The following is a 12397-nucleotide window of genomic DNA, read 5'->3' on the forward strand; positions in this document are numbered from 1 at the left end:
CCTGCGTGGCCTCGTTTTTATCGGCGTAACTCTTGCTGCGATTGTTTATGCATTTGTTAGTAAATAACTAGGTCAATTGCGCGAATGGAATTATTTTTTAGTACGCTAAGCTTTACTTTAAACGTAACAGCACCCGTTTTTATACTGGTATTTTTGGGTTTATTGTTTGGTAAAATCGGCCTTATCAACGATGAATTTAACCGTGTTGCTTCAAGGTTGGTTTTTAACGTTACGCTACCAACGTTAGTTTTTTTAACCTTATTACACACGGATTTAACCCAAGTTTTTGCCTTTGATCTACTAGCTTATGCTGCGTTAGTCACGCTGGCGGCTTTTGGTTGGCTTATCTGGCACGCGCGCTACATTATTGCTAATGAAGATAAAGGCGTTTTTGTACAGGGTTCTTTTCGGGGTAATTTAGGTATTCTAGGTTTAGCATTAGCCGCTAATCAATACGGTGATGAAGGTTTAGCGCTCACCTCTATTTTGCTGGCGCTGTTGATTGTTTTATACAATTTACTTTCAGTGGTTGCATTAAACTTGTGGCGTGACACCACTGATGGTAAGGGCGTTAACTGGCGGCGAATTGTTAGTGATATCATCAAAAATCCACTGATTATTGCTGTGTTTATTGCCATTCCTACCTCGCTTTATCAAGTGCCTTTGCCTGCTGTAGTGCTAAAAGTAGGGGATTATTTTGCTAGTATGACTTTGCCGCTAGCCCTTTTGTGCATTGGTGCTGCATTGGATTTAAGTGCCTTGCGTGAAACCAGTGGATTGGCACTAAAAGCTACGGCCTATAAGTTGTTATTGTTGCCTGTACCAATGGTTTTTGGTGCTTGGTTATTAGGTTACGAAGGCATGACGCTGGGTGTACTATTTCTCGTTTTTAGTTGCCCAACCGCAGCAGCAAGTTATGTGATGGCGCGAGCAATGGGCGGCAATGCGGTTTTAGCTGCCAATATCGTTGCACTCACTACGCTTTTTGGCACGCTAACCATCAGCATAGGCGTATTTGCTTTGCATTGGTTTGGATTAAGTTAATGACTTAGGATGATTGAATGTTTTTAAATGAATCGTTGGTTGCTGTTCCTCAAGGTGCAGAAGAAATTCGCATTAAGCTTCCTCACTTAGCATTAGCAGCGCTGGCTTGGGGTGATCCTAAAGGCAAGCCGTTATTAGCGTTGCACGGTTGGCTAGACAATGCCATGACTTTTGTAAAGCTCGCACCTGTTTTAGCCGCTGCTGGTTATCGTGTTGTTGCGATTGATTTTGTTGGGCACGGTTTTTCAGACTGGCGACCGGCAGGTCAAACCTACCTAATGCTAGATAATTGCTTTGATGTGCAAGCCACGGTTATGGCGCTGGGTTGGAAGAAATTTACCCTAGTCGGGCATTCTATGGGTGCTGGTGTGGCTTCTTTATTGGCAGGTGCTCACCCAGAAGTGGTAGAGAAATTAGTATTAATTGATGGTTTAGGCACTTTAACTACGCCAGATAAAGACGCTGCGGATCAGCTAGGTCAAGCTTTAGCACGTTGGATAGGTCATCAACAAAAAAGCCGTCATGCTGATGATAAAGATGCGGTATCTGCTTTTTCTGGCAGAATTTATGCTAGCGTTGCGGCGGCGGCTAAAGCACGTATGCAAGGTGTTGGTGCGGTTGATTACGCTGCTGCTTTGGTACTTTGCCAACGTGCTTTACAGTCCAATGATTTTGATCAATCTAGTTCGGGTTGGTTTTGGCGCAGTGATTCCCGCTTACGCCATCCTTCACCTTTTCGTTTAACCGAAGCACAAAATTTATCTTTTATGGCAGCTATTCAAGCGCCTACGTTAATGATTGAAGGTGATAAAGGATTAATGGTTGAGCGTCCGGAAATAGCGACACGTTTGCAAGCGATAAAAAATGCGAAAAAATTAACTTTGGCTGGTGGACACCATTTACATTTAGAAGAAGCCAGTTGCCAAGCTGTTACGGCTGCAATTTTGCATTTTTTAAGGAGTCATTAAGGTGGTGGGTATCTCAGGTGATAGCATATCAGGTGATAAGACAGTGTTTGACAAAGCTATGTGTGAGAACGCAATGATTCGTTCAATGCATAATAAACGTGTGGCGCTAGTATTGGGTTCAGGTGGTGCTAGAGGCTATGCTCACATAGGTGTTATTGAAGAACTTGAAGCGAGAGGCTATGAAATTGTTGGTATTTCTGGCTGTTCAATGGGTGCTTTGATTGGTGGTCTTTATGCTGCAGGTAAGCTATCAGACTACAAAGAGTGGGTGATAAACCTTAATTACTTTGATCTATTTCGCTTGGTTGATGTGACTTGGAGTCCGATGGGCGCGATTAAAGGCGAAAAAGTCATGGATGTGATCGCCAGTATGCTAAATGGTCGCACGATTGAATCTTTGCCCATTCCTTTTACTTCAGTTGCGACGGATTTAATTAATCAAAAAGAAGTTTGGTTTCAAGAAGGCTCATTAGAACAAGCGATTCGAGCTTCTGTTGCCGTACCTGGTGTTATTACACCTGTGCAGCATCGAGGTCGTACCTTGGTTGATGGTGGATTATTAAATCCATTGCCGATTACACCGGCAGTTGCTTGGCACGCTGATTTAATTATTGCCGTTAATGTGACGGCACAAACACCAAGCTCAACCCTTGATGAACTAATGCCGGATTGGAGTAATAAAAATAAAAAAGATACTGAGCCAACCGCAGTTGGTGAATGGATGCACCGAATTAAAGGCAAAGCGGGTGACTTATTAGGACGGCTTAATTTTTGGGAAGGCGAAGAAAATGAACCAATAGGTCAAGGTGAAGGGACGGATACTAATTGGGGTAAGCTCAACATTATTATTCAATCCTTTGAAACGACTCAAGCGGCTTTAGCTCAATATAAAATTGCGGGTTATCCACCCGATATATTGATTGAAGTACCGCGCAGCGCTTGCAGCAGCTACGAGTTTCACCGAGCCAGTCAGTTAATTGAGTTGGGTCGCCGCTTAACTAAAAAGCAGCTAAATGAATGGGAGCAACTTAACCCATTTTTAAGTGGTGATTTGGATGGTTGAGTGGTTATTAGCATAGCAGCAGGATTGCTTGTCACTGCTGCTGGGTATTATTTGTTTGCTAGGCTAAATTTAGCGCTGCTAAGCCTCCTTACTAAGCCGTTCAATAATTGCTTCTAGCGGCACGCCTTTTTCTTTAATTAAAGCAACCACTGCGGCAATGTCTTGTTCACGATTTAGCGCCATTGCTTGTTCAATGTCATCAATGAGCTGCAACGCTTGCCGTTTACTTAAATTACGCAGCAGATTGATGCGGCTGTTTATCTGCATTGCCATTAAATCGGCTGTTAGGCTAGTAGAACTCATGGAAGGGACAGTTGCTTCAGTTAATGTTTCTGTTGATTCAGTTTTACTCGATTCATCTAATTGGATTGTTGGCTTAGGTAAAGTTTTTGTTGCGGCAATGACTGCATTGGTTGTGTCGTTGATATTTTTTTTGTATTTGGATTTACTTTCTAGTAATTCGGAGTAATGCGCTAAGGTAGGCATCATAAACTTTAAATGCTTTAAGACCATGTTTTCAATGCTTTTTATTTCTTGATGTTTGATATAGGTGCTAGGTTTACGCGCCTGAGACGCGAGCGCAACCATATTTTTAACCACTTCGCTGCGATGATCGGTTATGCCATCAACTGAGCGATTTTCTAGCACTTTTTCTTGTTCTTGTGATTTAAGCATACCCAGCCTTGATCTTAACGTTTTAACGCAACTTTGCACAATTCTGTCGTGATATTCGTCAACTGGTTCAGACATTTGTGGTTTAGGTTGCGTTTCATCATCTAAGCTGTGGTTAATTTTACTGGCTTTTAGTTCTCTTTTTACATCGGCCATAAAGTTATCAATCGACTTACGATCCGAGGGTGTTGAGCCGGTGTACATCGGCTTTGGCACCCCATCTATCAGCACTTTCAAATGATTGGTTTGTGTTTTTTCATAAGTAAAAGGCGTTTCCGTGCCCAAGAGGTCGGTTAAAAATTTAATTACACGTTTCTGGTATTTGCTATACATGGTTTGTCTAAACATTACGGCCTCTCCTGGCTATAAAAAATTCATCCAAATGTTAGCATTAAAATAGAAGCAACGATTAGGATTTAGGTACTTGCATTTTTGTAAACGGTCGTTTGAATTATTCCCTAAAAAGATTAGACTGACTGGATTGTTTAATACCCGTTAATCTTTTTGTTAGGAATAAAAAATGCAAACACGTACTCCGATAAAAGTTCGTGGCTATCACATTGATTTATACAGCCATGTTAATAACGCCCGCTACCTAGAGTTTTTAGAAGAAGGCCGCTGGCATTTTTTAGAGCAGCAGCCAGAAATAGATTATTTAATGACTTCTGATTTAGGCATGGCGGTGGTGAATATCAATATTAACTTTCGTCGTGGTGCTTTTATGGGCGAAGAATTAGAAGTGCTAACCAAACTGGCTAAAATTGGTAATAAAAGCGCATTAATCCAGCAGCAAGTCGTGTTGAAAGGCACTGAAACAATCATTGTTGATGCGGATGTTACCTTTGTAGTCACCGATCAAAAAAACCAAAAAGCCGTGGTATTAGAAGGTAAGCTATTAGAATTGATGCGGCAGTGGCTAATCAGCGCTGAATAATACTTAATGAGTGGTTTAAAATAGGGCGAGGTTTAATGTGATGATTATTACGGTAGACGGCCCCGGTGGGGCAGGCAAAGGCACGGTAAGTCTGCGATTGGCACGAGCTTTGGGCTGGTATTTGTTAGATTCTGGGGCGCTGTATCGCCTAGTAGGTTTGGCTGCTGAGCAACAAAACGTGGCTTTAGACGATGAAGCTGGATTAAGCGTGATTGCTGAACAATTAGATGTGCAGTTTCTTGCTGATCAAAATGATTTAGTCAGCGTTATTTTAGCAGGTCAAGACGTTAGCCATGAGTTACGTACTGAACGCGTAGGTGGTTTGGCTTCAAAAATTGCGGTATTAAATGGTGTACGCACTGCACTGCTGGTGCGTCAGCGAGCTTTTGCACAGCCGCCAGGTTTGATTTGCGATGGTCGAGATATGGGAACGGTAGTTTTTCCTGCTGCACCTTTAAAAATTTACTTAACCGCTAGTGCTGATGAGCGAGCCAAGCGTCGATTAGAGCAGTTGCAGTCTAAAGGTGTGGCTGCTAAACTGTGCGACCTTAAAAATGACATTTTAGAACGTGATGCGCGTGATATGAACCGCACTACTGCGCCGCTGAAACCTGCAGAAGACGCGTTGCAAGTAGACAGTACAGCACTAAGCATTACTGAAGTCGTTGATTTGATTCTTGCTGAGGCTAAACGCCGTGGCTTGATGCATGAAATATTGTATGTTTAAACCTTAGACTCCTCCATTTAAGGCGGCTTTAATTAGCTGAAGTTGTTAGGAGGTAATGCAAGTCAGTGTCACAGTTTGCCAGAATCCACATTTGAAAGTTCTGTCAGGCTTAACCGGCGTTAACACACTTGTATGTGTATGAAAATAAACAGGCCCGCGTTTGCTGGTGGCGCGGAGGGCGGCAATTTCGCCGCATTATTAAAGACATTTAAATTGAGTAAATAATACATGACACAATCCTTTGCCGAACTCTTTGAAGAAAGCTTGCAGATAGTCAATATGGAAGTGGGCGCTATTATCAAGGCCACTATTGTTGATGTTGATGGTGACTGGGTTACCGTAAATGCTGGCTTAAAGTCGGAAGGTGTTATTCATCGCAGTCAGTTTGAAAGCGATGAAGATCTAACTATCGGTTCACAAGTGCTAGTAGCGCTAGAAACTGTTGAAGATGGTTTCGGTGAAACGCGTCTATCCCGTGAAAAAGCACGTCGTGCTGAATCTTGGATCGAGCTAGAAGCTGCTTTCGAGAAGAGCGAAATCGTCAAGGGTATTATCAATGGCAAGGTCAAGGGTGGCTTTACAGTTGATATCAATACCATCCGTGCTTTCTTGCCTGGTTCTTTGGTTGATGTACGTCCGGTACGTGACACTGCACACCTAGAATACAAAGAGCTAGATTTCAAAGTTATCAAGCTAGATGCTAAGCGTAATAACGTGGTTGTATCTCGTCGTGCGGTATTAGAAGCAGAAAACTCTGCAGAGCGCGAACAACTATTGGCTAACCTTGCTGAAGGTCAAGAAGTTAAAGGTATCGTTAAAAACCTTACTGATTACGGCGCATTTGTTGATCTTGGCGGCGTAGATGGTCTTCTACACATTACTGACATGGCTTGGAAGCGCATTAAGCATCCTTCTGAGATCGTTGCTGTTGGTGATGAAATTAATGTTAAAGTGCTTAAATTTGACCGTGAACGTAACCGCGTATCACTTGGTCTTAAGCAGTTAGGCGAAGATCCTTGGATTCAAATCAAGGCGCGTTACCCTGAGTCTTCAATCATTAAGGCACGTATCACTAACCTAACTGACTACGGTTGCTTCGCTGAGCTAGAAGAAGGCGTTGAAGGTTTAGTACACGTTTCTGAAATGGACTGGACTAATAAAAACGTTAATCCTAAGCAGGTTGTTAATTTAGGTGACGAAGTTGAAGTGATGATCCTAGACATCGACGAAGAACGTCGTCGTATTTCTCTAGGTATCAAACAGTGCCGTGCTAATCCTTGGGAAGAGTTCTCAAGCAAGTACAATAAAGGCGACAAAGTTTCTGGTGGCATCAAGTCCATCACAGATTTTGGTATCTTTGTTGGCTTGAACGGCGGCATTGACGGTTTAGTTCACCTATCTGACATTTCTTGGAACGATACTGGCGAAGAAGCGGTTCGTAAGTTCAAGAAAGGCGAAGAAGTTGAAACAATCATTCTTTCGATTGATCCAGAGCGTGAGCGTATCTCGCTAGGTATCAAGCAGTTAGAAAGCGATCCTTTCAACGAATACCTCGCCATTAACGACAAAGGTTCTGTTGTTAAAGGTATCGTTTCAGCCGTTGAAGCTAAAGAAGCTGTTGTTGACCTAACAGACGAAGTTCAGGCAACACTTAAAGCGTCTGAAATTAGCGCAGAGCGTGTAGAAGATGCACGTAATGCACTAAAAGAAGGCGACGAAGTTGAAGCGCGTATTATCAATGTTGATCGTAAAAATCGTGTAATTAGCCTGTCTATTAAAGCTAAAGACAAAGTTGAAACTGAGCAAGCTGTTGCTACTCAGCGTGAAGCGCAGGTTGATTTAGCAGGTCCTACCACCATTGGTGACTTGATTAAGCAAAAGATGGAAAAAAACCAAGACTAATGTATTCTTGGTGATTTAAATGTTGTAATAAAATCCCTGCTTAGGCAGGGATTTTTTTGCTTGTATTTTAATTATTATTGGTTAATAGATATATTTTCAATGCGATTTTCATTGATCGGTATTTATTATTGTGATTAAGTTAGACATGATGGTTAAAATATAAATAAAGCAAAGGAAGCCAAGCTTGTGATAGAAGAAAATTATTGTATTGCTTTACAGCCTATTTGTGACGCTGAAATGAATCATGTTGCAGATGAATTACTTTATCGTTCAAGTGTAACGGCAACTTTTGCTCAAATTGACAATCAGCTCATGGCAACAGCAAGGGTTATTAACGCAACTTTTTTAGAAACAGGTTTAGAAAACTTAATTGGTAATCGTAAACTTTTTTTTAATGCCCCTAAAGAATGGATACTTAAACCCGAATTATTGCCCCCTCATCCCGAACAAGTGGTGATTGAGGTGCTGGAAAGTGTGACAGGCGAGCCTGACATTGTTAATGCGCTTAAAAGAGTGCGTGAATTAGGTTATGACGTAGCACTTGATGATTTTATTCTTAGCGACCAAACCCGTCCGTTATTAGACGTAGCCAGCATTATTAAAGTGGATATTTTTGAGCCAGTATTAGAAGAAGACATTGCTGAATATAAGCGCCGTGGTATACGGTTATTAGCTGAAAAAGTTGAAGACTTAGAAACTTTTAACCGTTTTAAAGCAATAGGTTTTGAAATGTTTCAAGGTTATTTTTATGCGCGTCCTGAAGTACATAAAGAAACGTCGCGTAAGGGACGCGCTAATAATCACAGCGTACAGCTTCGCATTATTACAGAACTTCAGTCTGAGGAACCTAATTATCAATTATTAGAAAATTTAATTGCTCAAGATCCTCAGCTTACTTTTATGTTACTTAAATATGTAAACTCAGCGGCTTTTCGTCGTCGTAATGAAATTACTACTATCCATCAAGCATTAAGCACGCTAGGTTTAGACCGAGTGCTGAGTATCGTTACCACGGTTATGTTGGCAAATAATGGTCCTGCGAGTCGTTTACTTTTACCTCAAGCCTTAATCCGTGCGCGGATGTGCGAACTGTTAGCAAAAGGTACAAGTGATTTAAACCCACGTTCTGCATTTATGCTGGGTTTGATGTCCATGATGGACTTATTGATGGCTATGGATATGACTGAGTTAATGGAACAAATGCCTTTAACGCAAGAAATTAAAGACGCTATTTTATCAAGCAAAGGGCGTTTAGGTAAGTTACTTAATTTAGTGATTGGTTTTGAACATGCACAGCTTGATGGTAAGTCACCCGCGTTAGTTGTTAAGTTAAATAGTGCTTGGCTTATAAGTCAACAGTGGTCTAATGAAGTGATGGGGCAAGTTAATTAGTCAGTTTTTTAATTAGCCCAATTTTTTTAACCAATAGCGATATTGCTGCTGGGTTTCTTCTTGATGAACCAATGGGTGTTTTAAAAACTGGCTAAATTTAGGCACATCTTTGGTGGTTGCGGGGTCTGTTGCAATGAGTAACAGTATTTCCCCCACCTGCATTTCATTTAATTTGGTGTGCAGCAGCATAATGGGTTCAGGGCAGTAAAGTCCTGAAGTATCTAATAGTTGTTGATATTCAAACGTTAATTTATTCATTACTTTTCTCATAAAACTGCGGCTTTATAAGCCGCAGGTGTTAAACTTTAAACGTTTTAAATTAAACTTAGCTTTTTTTACCGACTCTAACGGCTAATACGTCACAAGGTGCGCCGTGTAACACACCGCTTGATACTGAACCAAGCAGTAATTGAAAGCCGTGACGACCATGACTACCAACTACAATTAGGTCAACGCCTTTTTCGTTGGCTAAACGGTGTGTTTCAGTATCTGGCATACCTACTAAAATGTATTGATTTTCTTTAGGAATATCAATACCTTCCAGAAGTTCTTGCAGGCGTAATCGTGCATGAGCATCCAGTTGATCTTGAATGCTGGTTAGATCCATTGGAATGTCACCACCATAAGCAAAACCAAGCGGTTCAAGGGTGTGAACAACGGATAATTTGGCGTGCTGATTACGAGCAGCAATTTCTTTAGCTTGTAACAGCACTTTGCGTGATTCTTCAGATAAGTCGATGGCGACTAAAATATTTTTGTACGCATTACTCATAGTAGTTTTCCTGTTGCTGAGTCATTTGCTTTACTATAAACCAAATATGTAGGGGATGTCATTGAGTGGATTTTGGTGGTTTTTACTGATTGTTGTTTTAATACTTAGTCCGATGAGTATGCTGATTCCTAGCGCTCGGCAAAAAACTTTAATTATTTTAAGGGATAAAGCCTTAGCGTTAGGCATTAAGGTTACAGTGCTTCCTCATCAAATTAACGAAAACTTAACGTTAGAAGGCGCTGCTTATCGTTGGTTGCGTTCTGCTGAAGCGCCGCCATTGGGTGGTTATTTATGTTTGCTAAAAAAAGAAGCGGATCGAGATAGAGGTAAGATAGTTTTTCCTAATTGGCAGCTTGTAAGTGGTCAGTTAAACTGTTTAACCCTTGAGCAGCAATCGGGTTTAGCGCAGTGGTTAACACAATTGCCAGACGATGCTTTTGCTATTGAGTGGGGTTCTGCTACGCTAACACTTTGGTGGCATGAGCGTGATAGCCAATTAGATTTAGCCGCATTAAATACCCATGCGTTAGCTTTGTTAGCACTAAAAAAATAATGATTAATGCTAAAAAATATCGACGGAGATATTAGTATGTTGCAGGTAAACAAATATTTTGATGGTCAAGTAAAATCCATTGCTTTAACTAACAATGAAGGTTCTTTAACTATGGGTGTTATGGACGTGGGTGAGTACACCTTTTCAACGTCTAAAGATGAAGAAATGACGGTTGTTTCGGGTAGCTTGCAAGTGCAGCTTTCTGGTGATCCTGCTTTGCGTACCTTTAATAAAGGTCAAAGCTTTAACGTACCAGCTAACAGCTCGTTCCAAGTTAAAGTAGAAGAGCAAAGCGCTTACCTTTGCCGTTATATGGACTAAAATTTGGCGTTAAGTTTAATAAAAAAGGAGGCACTAAGCCTCCTTTTTTTGTGTTGTTTTTTTAAAAAATTACATATTAGGATAGTTAGGGCCACCACCACCTTCAGGTGTTACCCACGTAATATTCTGGGCTGGGTCTTTAATATCACACGTTTTGCAATGTACACAGTTAGAAAAGTTAATCTGAAACTTAGGTTGACCGGGTTCATCTTCAACAATTTCGTACACACCAGCAGGGCAATAGCGTTGTGCGGGTTCATCGTACTTAGGTAAGTTATCACGTAGCGGTAACTTAGGGTCAGTTAGGCGCAAATGCACGGGTTGGTCTTCTTCGTGAATCGCGCTAGACAAATACACAGAAGAAAGCTTATCAAAGCTTAAAATGCCGTCGGGTTTAGGGTATTCAATCTTGGTGCATTCGCTAGCTGGCTTTAGCATGGCGTAGTCAGGCGTTGTATCGTGCAAGGTAACTGGCAACTTACCGCCAAAAATATTTTGGTCGATGTAGTTAAACGTGCCACCTAAGAAAGTGCCATATTTATGCATGGCAGGACCAAAGTTACGCGTACTTTTAAGTTCCGCATTCGCCCAGCTTTCTTCCCATTTTTTAGCAAAGCTAGTGAGTTCTTGACCACCTTCATCACCGGCTTTAATGGCTTCAAAGACACTTTCAGCCGCTAACATACCCGACTTCATGCCGGTATGAACGCCTTTAATTTTCGCAAAATTCAATGTGCCAGCATTACAACCAATCAACAAGCCGCCAGGAAACGTCATTTTAGGTAAGCAGTTATAGCCACCTTTAGTAATGGCACGCGCACCGTAAGCAATGCGCTTGCCGCCTTCTAGGTATTGCTTTAGCACTGGGTGGTGCTTCATGCGCTGAAATTCGTCGAAGGGCGAGATGTAAGTGTTGGAATAAGAAAGGTCAACAATTAAACCGACTTCAACTTGGTTGTTTTCATCGTGGTACAAGAAGAAACCACCGCCAGTATCGCCAGATAAAGGCCAGCCAGAGCCGTGTACTACTAGGCCCGGCTTGTGCTTGCTAGGGTCGATTTCCCACAATTCTTTAATGCCAATACCGTAGTGCTGTGCATCTTTGCCTTCAGCTAAGTTGTATTTAGCAATCAGCTCTTTACCTAAATGCCCGTGTACACCTTCAGCAAACAGGGTGTATTTGGCTTTAAGTTCCATGCCGGGGGTGAAGCTGTCTTTTTGCTTGCCGTCAGCACCAATGCCCATATCGCCAGTAATAACGCCTTGCACTTCGCCTTTTTCGCCGTAAATAATGTTAGCAGCAGGGAAGCCAGGGAAAACGTTAACTTCTAACGCTTCGGCTTGTTCACCCAACCAACGGGTTAAGTTGGCTAGGCTGATAATGTAGTTTTGGCCTGCGTTGTGCATGGTTTTAGGCACAGCAAAACCGGGCAATTTTATGCCAGATTTCTCATTACGCAGCAAATACAGCTGGTCTTCTGTCACCAGTGTTTTGATAGGTGCGCCTAATTCTTTCCAGTTAGGAATCAGCTCATCAAGGGCACGGGTTTCAATAACAGCGCCTGATAAAATGTGTGCGCCAACTTCAGCACCTTTTTCTACAACACAAACTTCTAGCTCTTTGCCCGCTTCGTTGGCTTGTTGTTTTAAACGAATGGCAGCAGCAAGGCCCGCAACGCCAGCACCTACAATTAAAACATCAAACTCCATTGAGTCGCGCTCTATAGGTTGTTGTTCCATAGCTTCGTGTTCCATAGCTTATCTCCTCAGACTTGTTATCTTTTTAACACTCAGATAGAGTGCATTTAAAACGGTCGTTTGCTTACGGTCAAGCTTTGGCTAAAATAAACACCTTAACGAGCACCTATGTTAAGCAAATTAAGTGTAAAGTGGGTGTTTAAAAATTAAGCAGCAACAGGCTAACCTTAAAAGGTGGCATTATAGTCATAAAAATGTGACTCGTCAGTTTAAGGTCAAGTTTGACTGAAAGCTTGATTGCAGTCATTATTTAACTGATTTTTAAGTAGCAGGCCAAATGTTTGGTCTGTC

Annotated in this window: 13 protein-coding genes; 9 read left to right on the forward strand and 4 right to left on the reverse strand. The window is 41.7% G+C overall.

Translation table 11 applies throughout. The features are described 5' to 3' along the window. Positions 1–84 precede the first annotated feature (84 nt). The 3 genes from VJY63_RS09460 (at position 85) to VJY63_RS09470 (ending at position 3075) form a co-directional block, all read left to right on the forward strand. Positions 85–1044 (forward strand): AEC family transporter, encoded by a 960-nt coding sequence (locus tag VJY63_RS09460; RefSeq protein ID WP_324050261.1) that lies wholly within the window; start codon positions 85–87, stop codon positions 1042–1044. A gap of 17 nt (positions 1045–1061) precedes the next feature. Then, positions 1062–2012, forward strand: coding sequence for an alpha/beta hydrolase (locus tag VJY63_RS09465; protein WP_324050263.1), 951 nt, complete (start codon positions 1062–1064; stop codon positions 2010–2012). Between the two features lie 73 nt (positions 2013–2085). Continuing rightward, on the forward strand, positions 2086–3075 hold the full coding sequence (locus VJY63_RS09470; RefSeq protein WP_324050264.1) for a patatin-like phospholipase family protein: 990 nt from the start codon (positions 2086–2088) through the stop codon (positions 3073–3075). Positions 3076–3153: 78 nt separating this feature from the next. Here the strand turns inward: VJY63_RS09470 and VJY63_RS09475 are convergent, their stop codons facing one another. Then, positions 3154–4095 (reverse strand): hypothetical protein, encoded by a 942-nt coding sequence (locus tag VJY63_RS09475; RefSeq protein ID WP_324050266.1) that lies wholly within the window; start codon positions 4093–4095, stop codon positions 3154–3156. A 172-nt stretch (positions 4096–4267) separates the two neighbouring features. Between VJY63_RS09475 and VJY63_RS09480 the strand changes: the two genes are divergently transcribed. From VJY63_RS09480 to VJY63_RS09495, 4 genes are all read left to right on the forward strand, one after another. After that, the gene (locus VJY63_RS09480; protein WP_324050268.1) at positions 4268–4681 is read left to right on the forward strand and encodes an acyl-CoA thioesterase; all 414 of its coding nucleotides are present in this window, start codon (positions 4268–4270) and stop codon (positions 4679–4681) included. A gap of 40 nt (positions 4682–4721) precedes the next feature. Next, the gene (gene cmk, locus VJY63_RS09485) at positions 4722–5408 is read left to right on the forward strand and encodes a (d)CMP kinase (protein ID WP_324050270.1); all 687 of its coding nucleotides are present in this window, start codon (positions 4722–4724) and stop codon (positions 5406–5408) included. Between the two features lie 228 nt (positions 5409–5636). Beyond that, positions 5637–7310 carry a 30S ribosomal protein S1 gene (gene rpsA, locus VJY63_RS09490; protein ID WP_324050272.1) on the forward strand — a complete coding sequence of 558 codons (1674 nt, stop codon included), beginning with the start codon at positions 5637–5639 and terminating at the stop codon, positions 7308–7310. Between the two features lie 186 nt (positions 7311–7496). Beyond that, a complete protein-coding gene (locus VJY63_RS09495; protein WP_324050274.1) occupies positions 7497–8702 on the forward strand; it encodes an EAL and HDOD domain-containing protein in 1206 nt (401 codons plus the stop codon). Between the two features lie 12 nt (positions 8703–8714). On the opposite strand, the gene tusA is transcribed toward VJY63_RS09495, so the two are convergent. Further along, a complete protein-coding gene (gene tusA / locus VJY63_RS09500; RefSeq protein ID WP_324050276.1) occupies positions 8715–8960 on the reverse strand; it encodes a sulfurtransferase TusA in 246 nt (81 codons plus the stop codon). A 67-nt stretch (positions 8961–9027) separates the two neighbouring features. Then, on the reverse strand, positions 9028–9474 hold the full coding sequence (locus VJY63_RS09505; RefSeq protein WP_324050278.1) for a universal stress protein: 447 nt from the start codon (positions 9472–9474) through the stop codon (positions 9028–9030). Positions 9475–9535: 61 nt separating this feature from the next. Between VJY63_RS09505 and VJY63_RS09510 the strand changes: the two genes are divergently transcribed. Next, positions 9536–10027: a hypothetical protein gene (locus tag VJY63_RS09510; protein ID WP_324050279.1), complete on the forward strand. Its 492-nt coding sequence runs from the start codon at positions 9536–9538 to the stop codon at positions 10025–10027. A 36-nt stretch (positions 10028–10063) separates the two neighbouring features. Continuing rightward, a complete protein-coding gene (locus VJY63_RS09515) occupies positions 10064–10348 on the forward strand; it encodes a pyrimidine/purine nucleoside phosphorylase (RefSeq protein ID WP_324050281.1) in 285 nt (94 codons plus the stop codon). A gap of 69 nt (positions 10349–10417) precedes the next feature. Here the strand turns inward: VJY63_RS09515 and VJY63_RS09520 are convergent, their stop codons facing one another. Then, on the reverse strand, positions 10418–12103 hold the full coding sequence (locus VJY63_RS09520) for an electron transfer flavoprotein-ubiquinone oxidoreductase (protein WP_324050283.1): 1686 nt from the start codon (positions 12101–12103) through the stop codon (positions 10418–10420). Positions 12104–12397 lie beyond the last annotated feature (294 nt).

Source organism: Marinospirillum sp., assembly GCF_035271045.1.
In the GTDB taxonomy this organism is placed as follows: Bacteria; Pseudomonadota; Gammaproteobacteria; order Pseudomonadales; family Halomonadaceae; genus Marinospirillum.

Coding starts and splice junctions, on each gene's coding strand:
- VJY63_RS09465 (WP_324050263.1), top strand. CDS start 1,062: ATGTTTTTAAATGAATCGTTGGTTGCTGTTCCTCAAGGTGCAGAAGAA.
- VJY63_RS09470 (WP_324050264.1), top strand. CDS start 2,086: ATGATTCGTTCAATGCATAATAAACGTGTGGCGCTAGTATTGGGTTCA.
- rpsA (WP_324050272.1), top strand. CDS start 5,637: ATGACACAATCCTTTGCCGAACTCTTTGAAGAAAGCTTGCAGATAGTC.
- VJY63_RS09475 (WP_324050266.1), bottom strand. CDS start 4,095: ATGTTTAGACAAACCATGTATAGCAAATACCAGAAACGTGTAATTAAA.
- VJY63_RS09520 (WP_324050283.1), bottom strand. CDS start 12,103: ATGGAACACGAAGCTATGGAACAACAACCTATAGAGCGCGACTCAATG.
- VJY63_RS09480 (WP_324050268.1), top strand. CDS start 4,268: ATGCAAACACGTACTCCGATAAAAGTTCGTGGCTATCACATTGATTTA.
- VJY63_RS09505 (WP_324050278.1), bottom strand. CDS start 9,474: ATGAGTAATGCGTACAAAAATATTTTAGTCGCCATCGACTTATCTGAA.
- cmk (WP_324050270.1), top strand. CDS start 4,722: ATGATTATTACGGTAGACGGCCCCGGTGGGGCAGGCAAAGGCACGGTA.
- tusA (WP_324050276.1), bottom strand. CDS start 8,960: ATGAATAAATTAACGTTTGAATATCAACAACTATTAGATACTTCAGGA.
- VJY63_RS09515 (WP_324050281.1), top strand. CDS start 10,064: ATGTTGCAGGTAAACAAATATTTTGATGGTCAAGTAAAATCCATTGCT.
- VJY63_RS09460 (WP_324050261.1), top strand. CDS start 85: ATGGAATTATTTTTTAGTACGCTAAGCTTTACTTTAAACGTAACAGCA.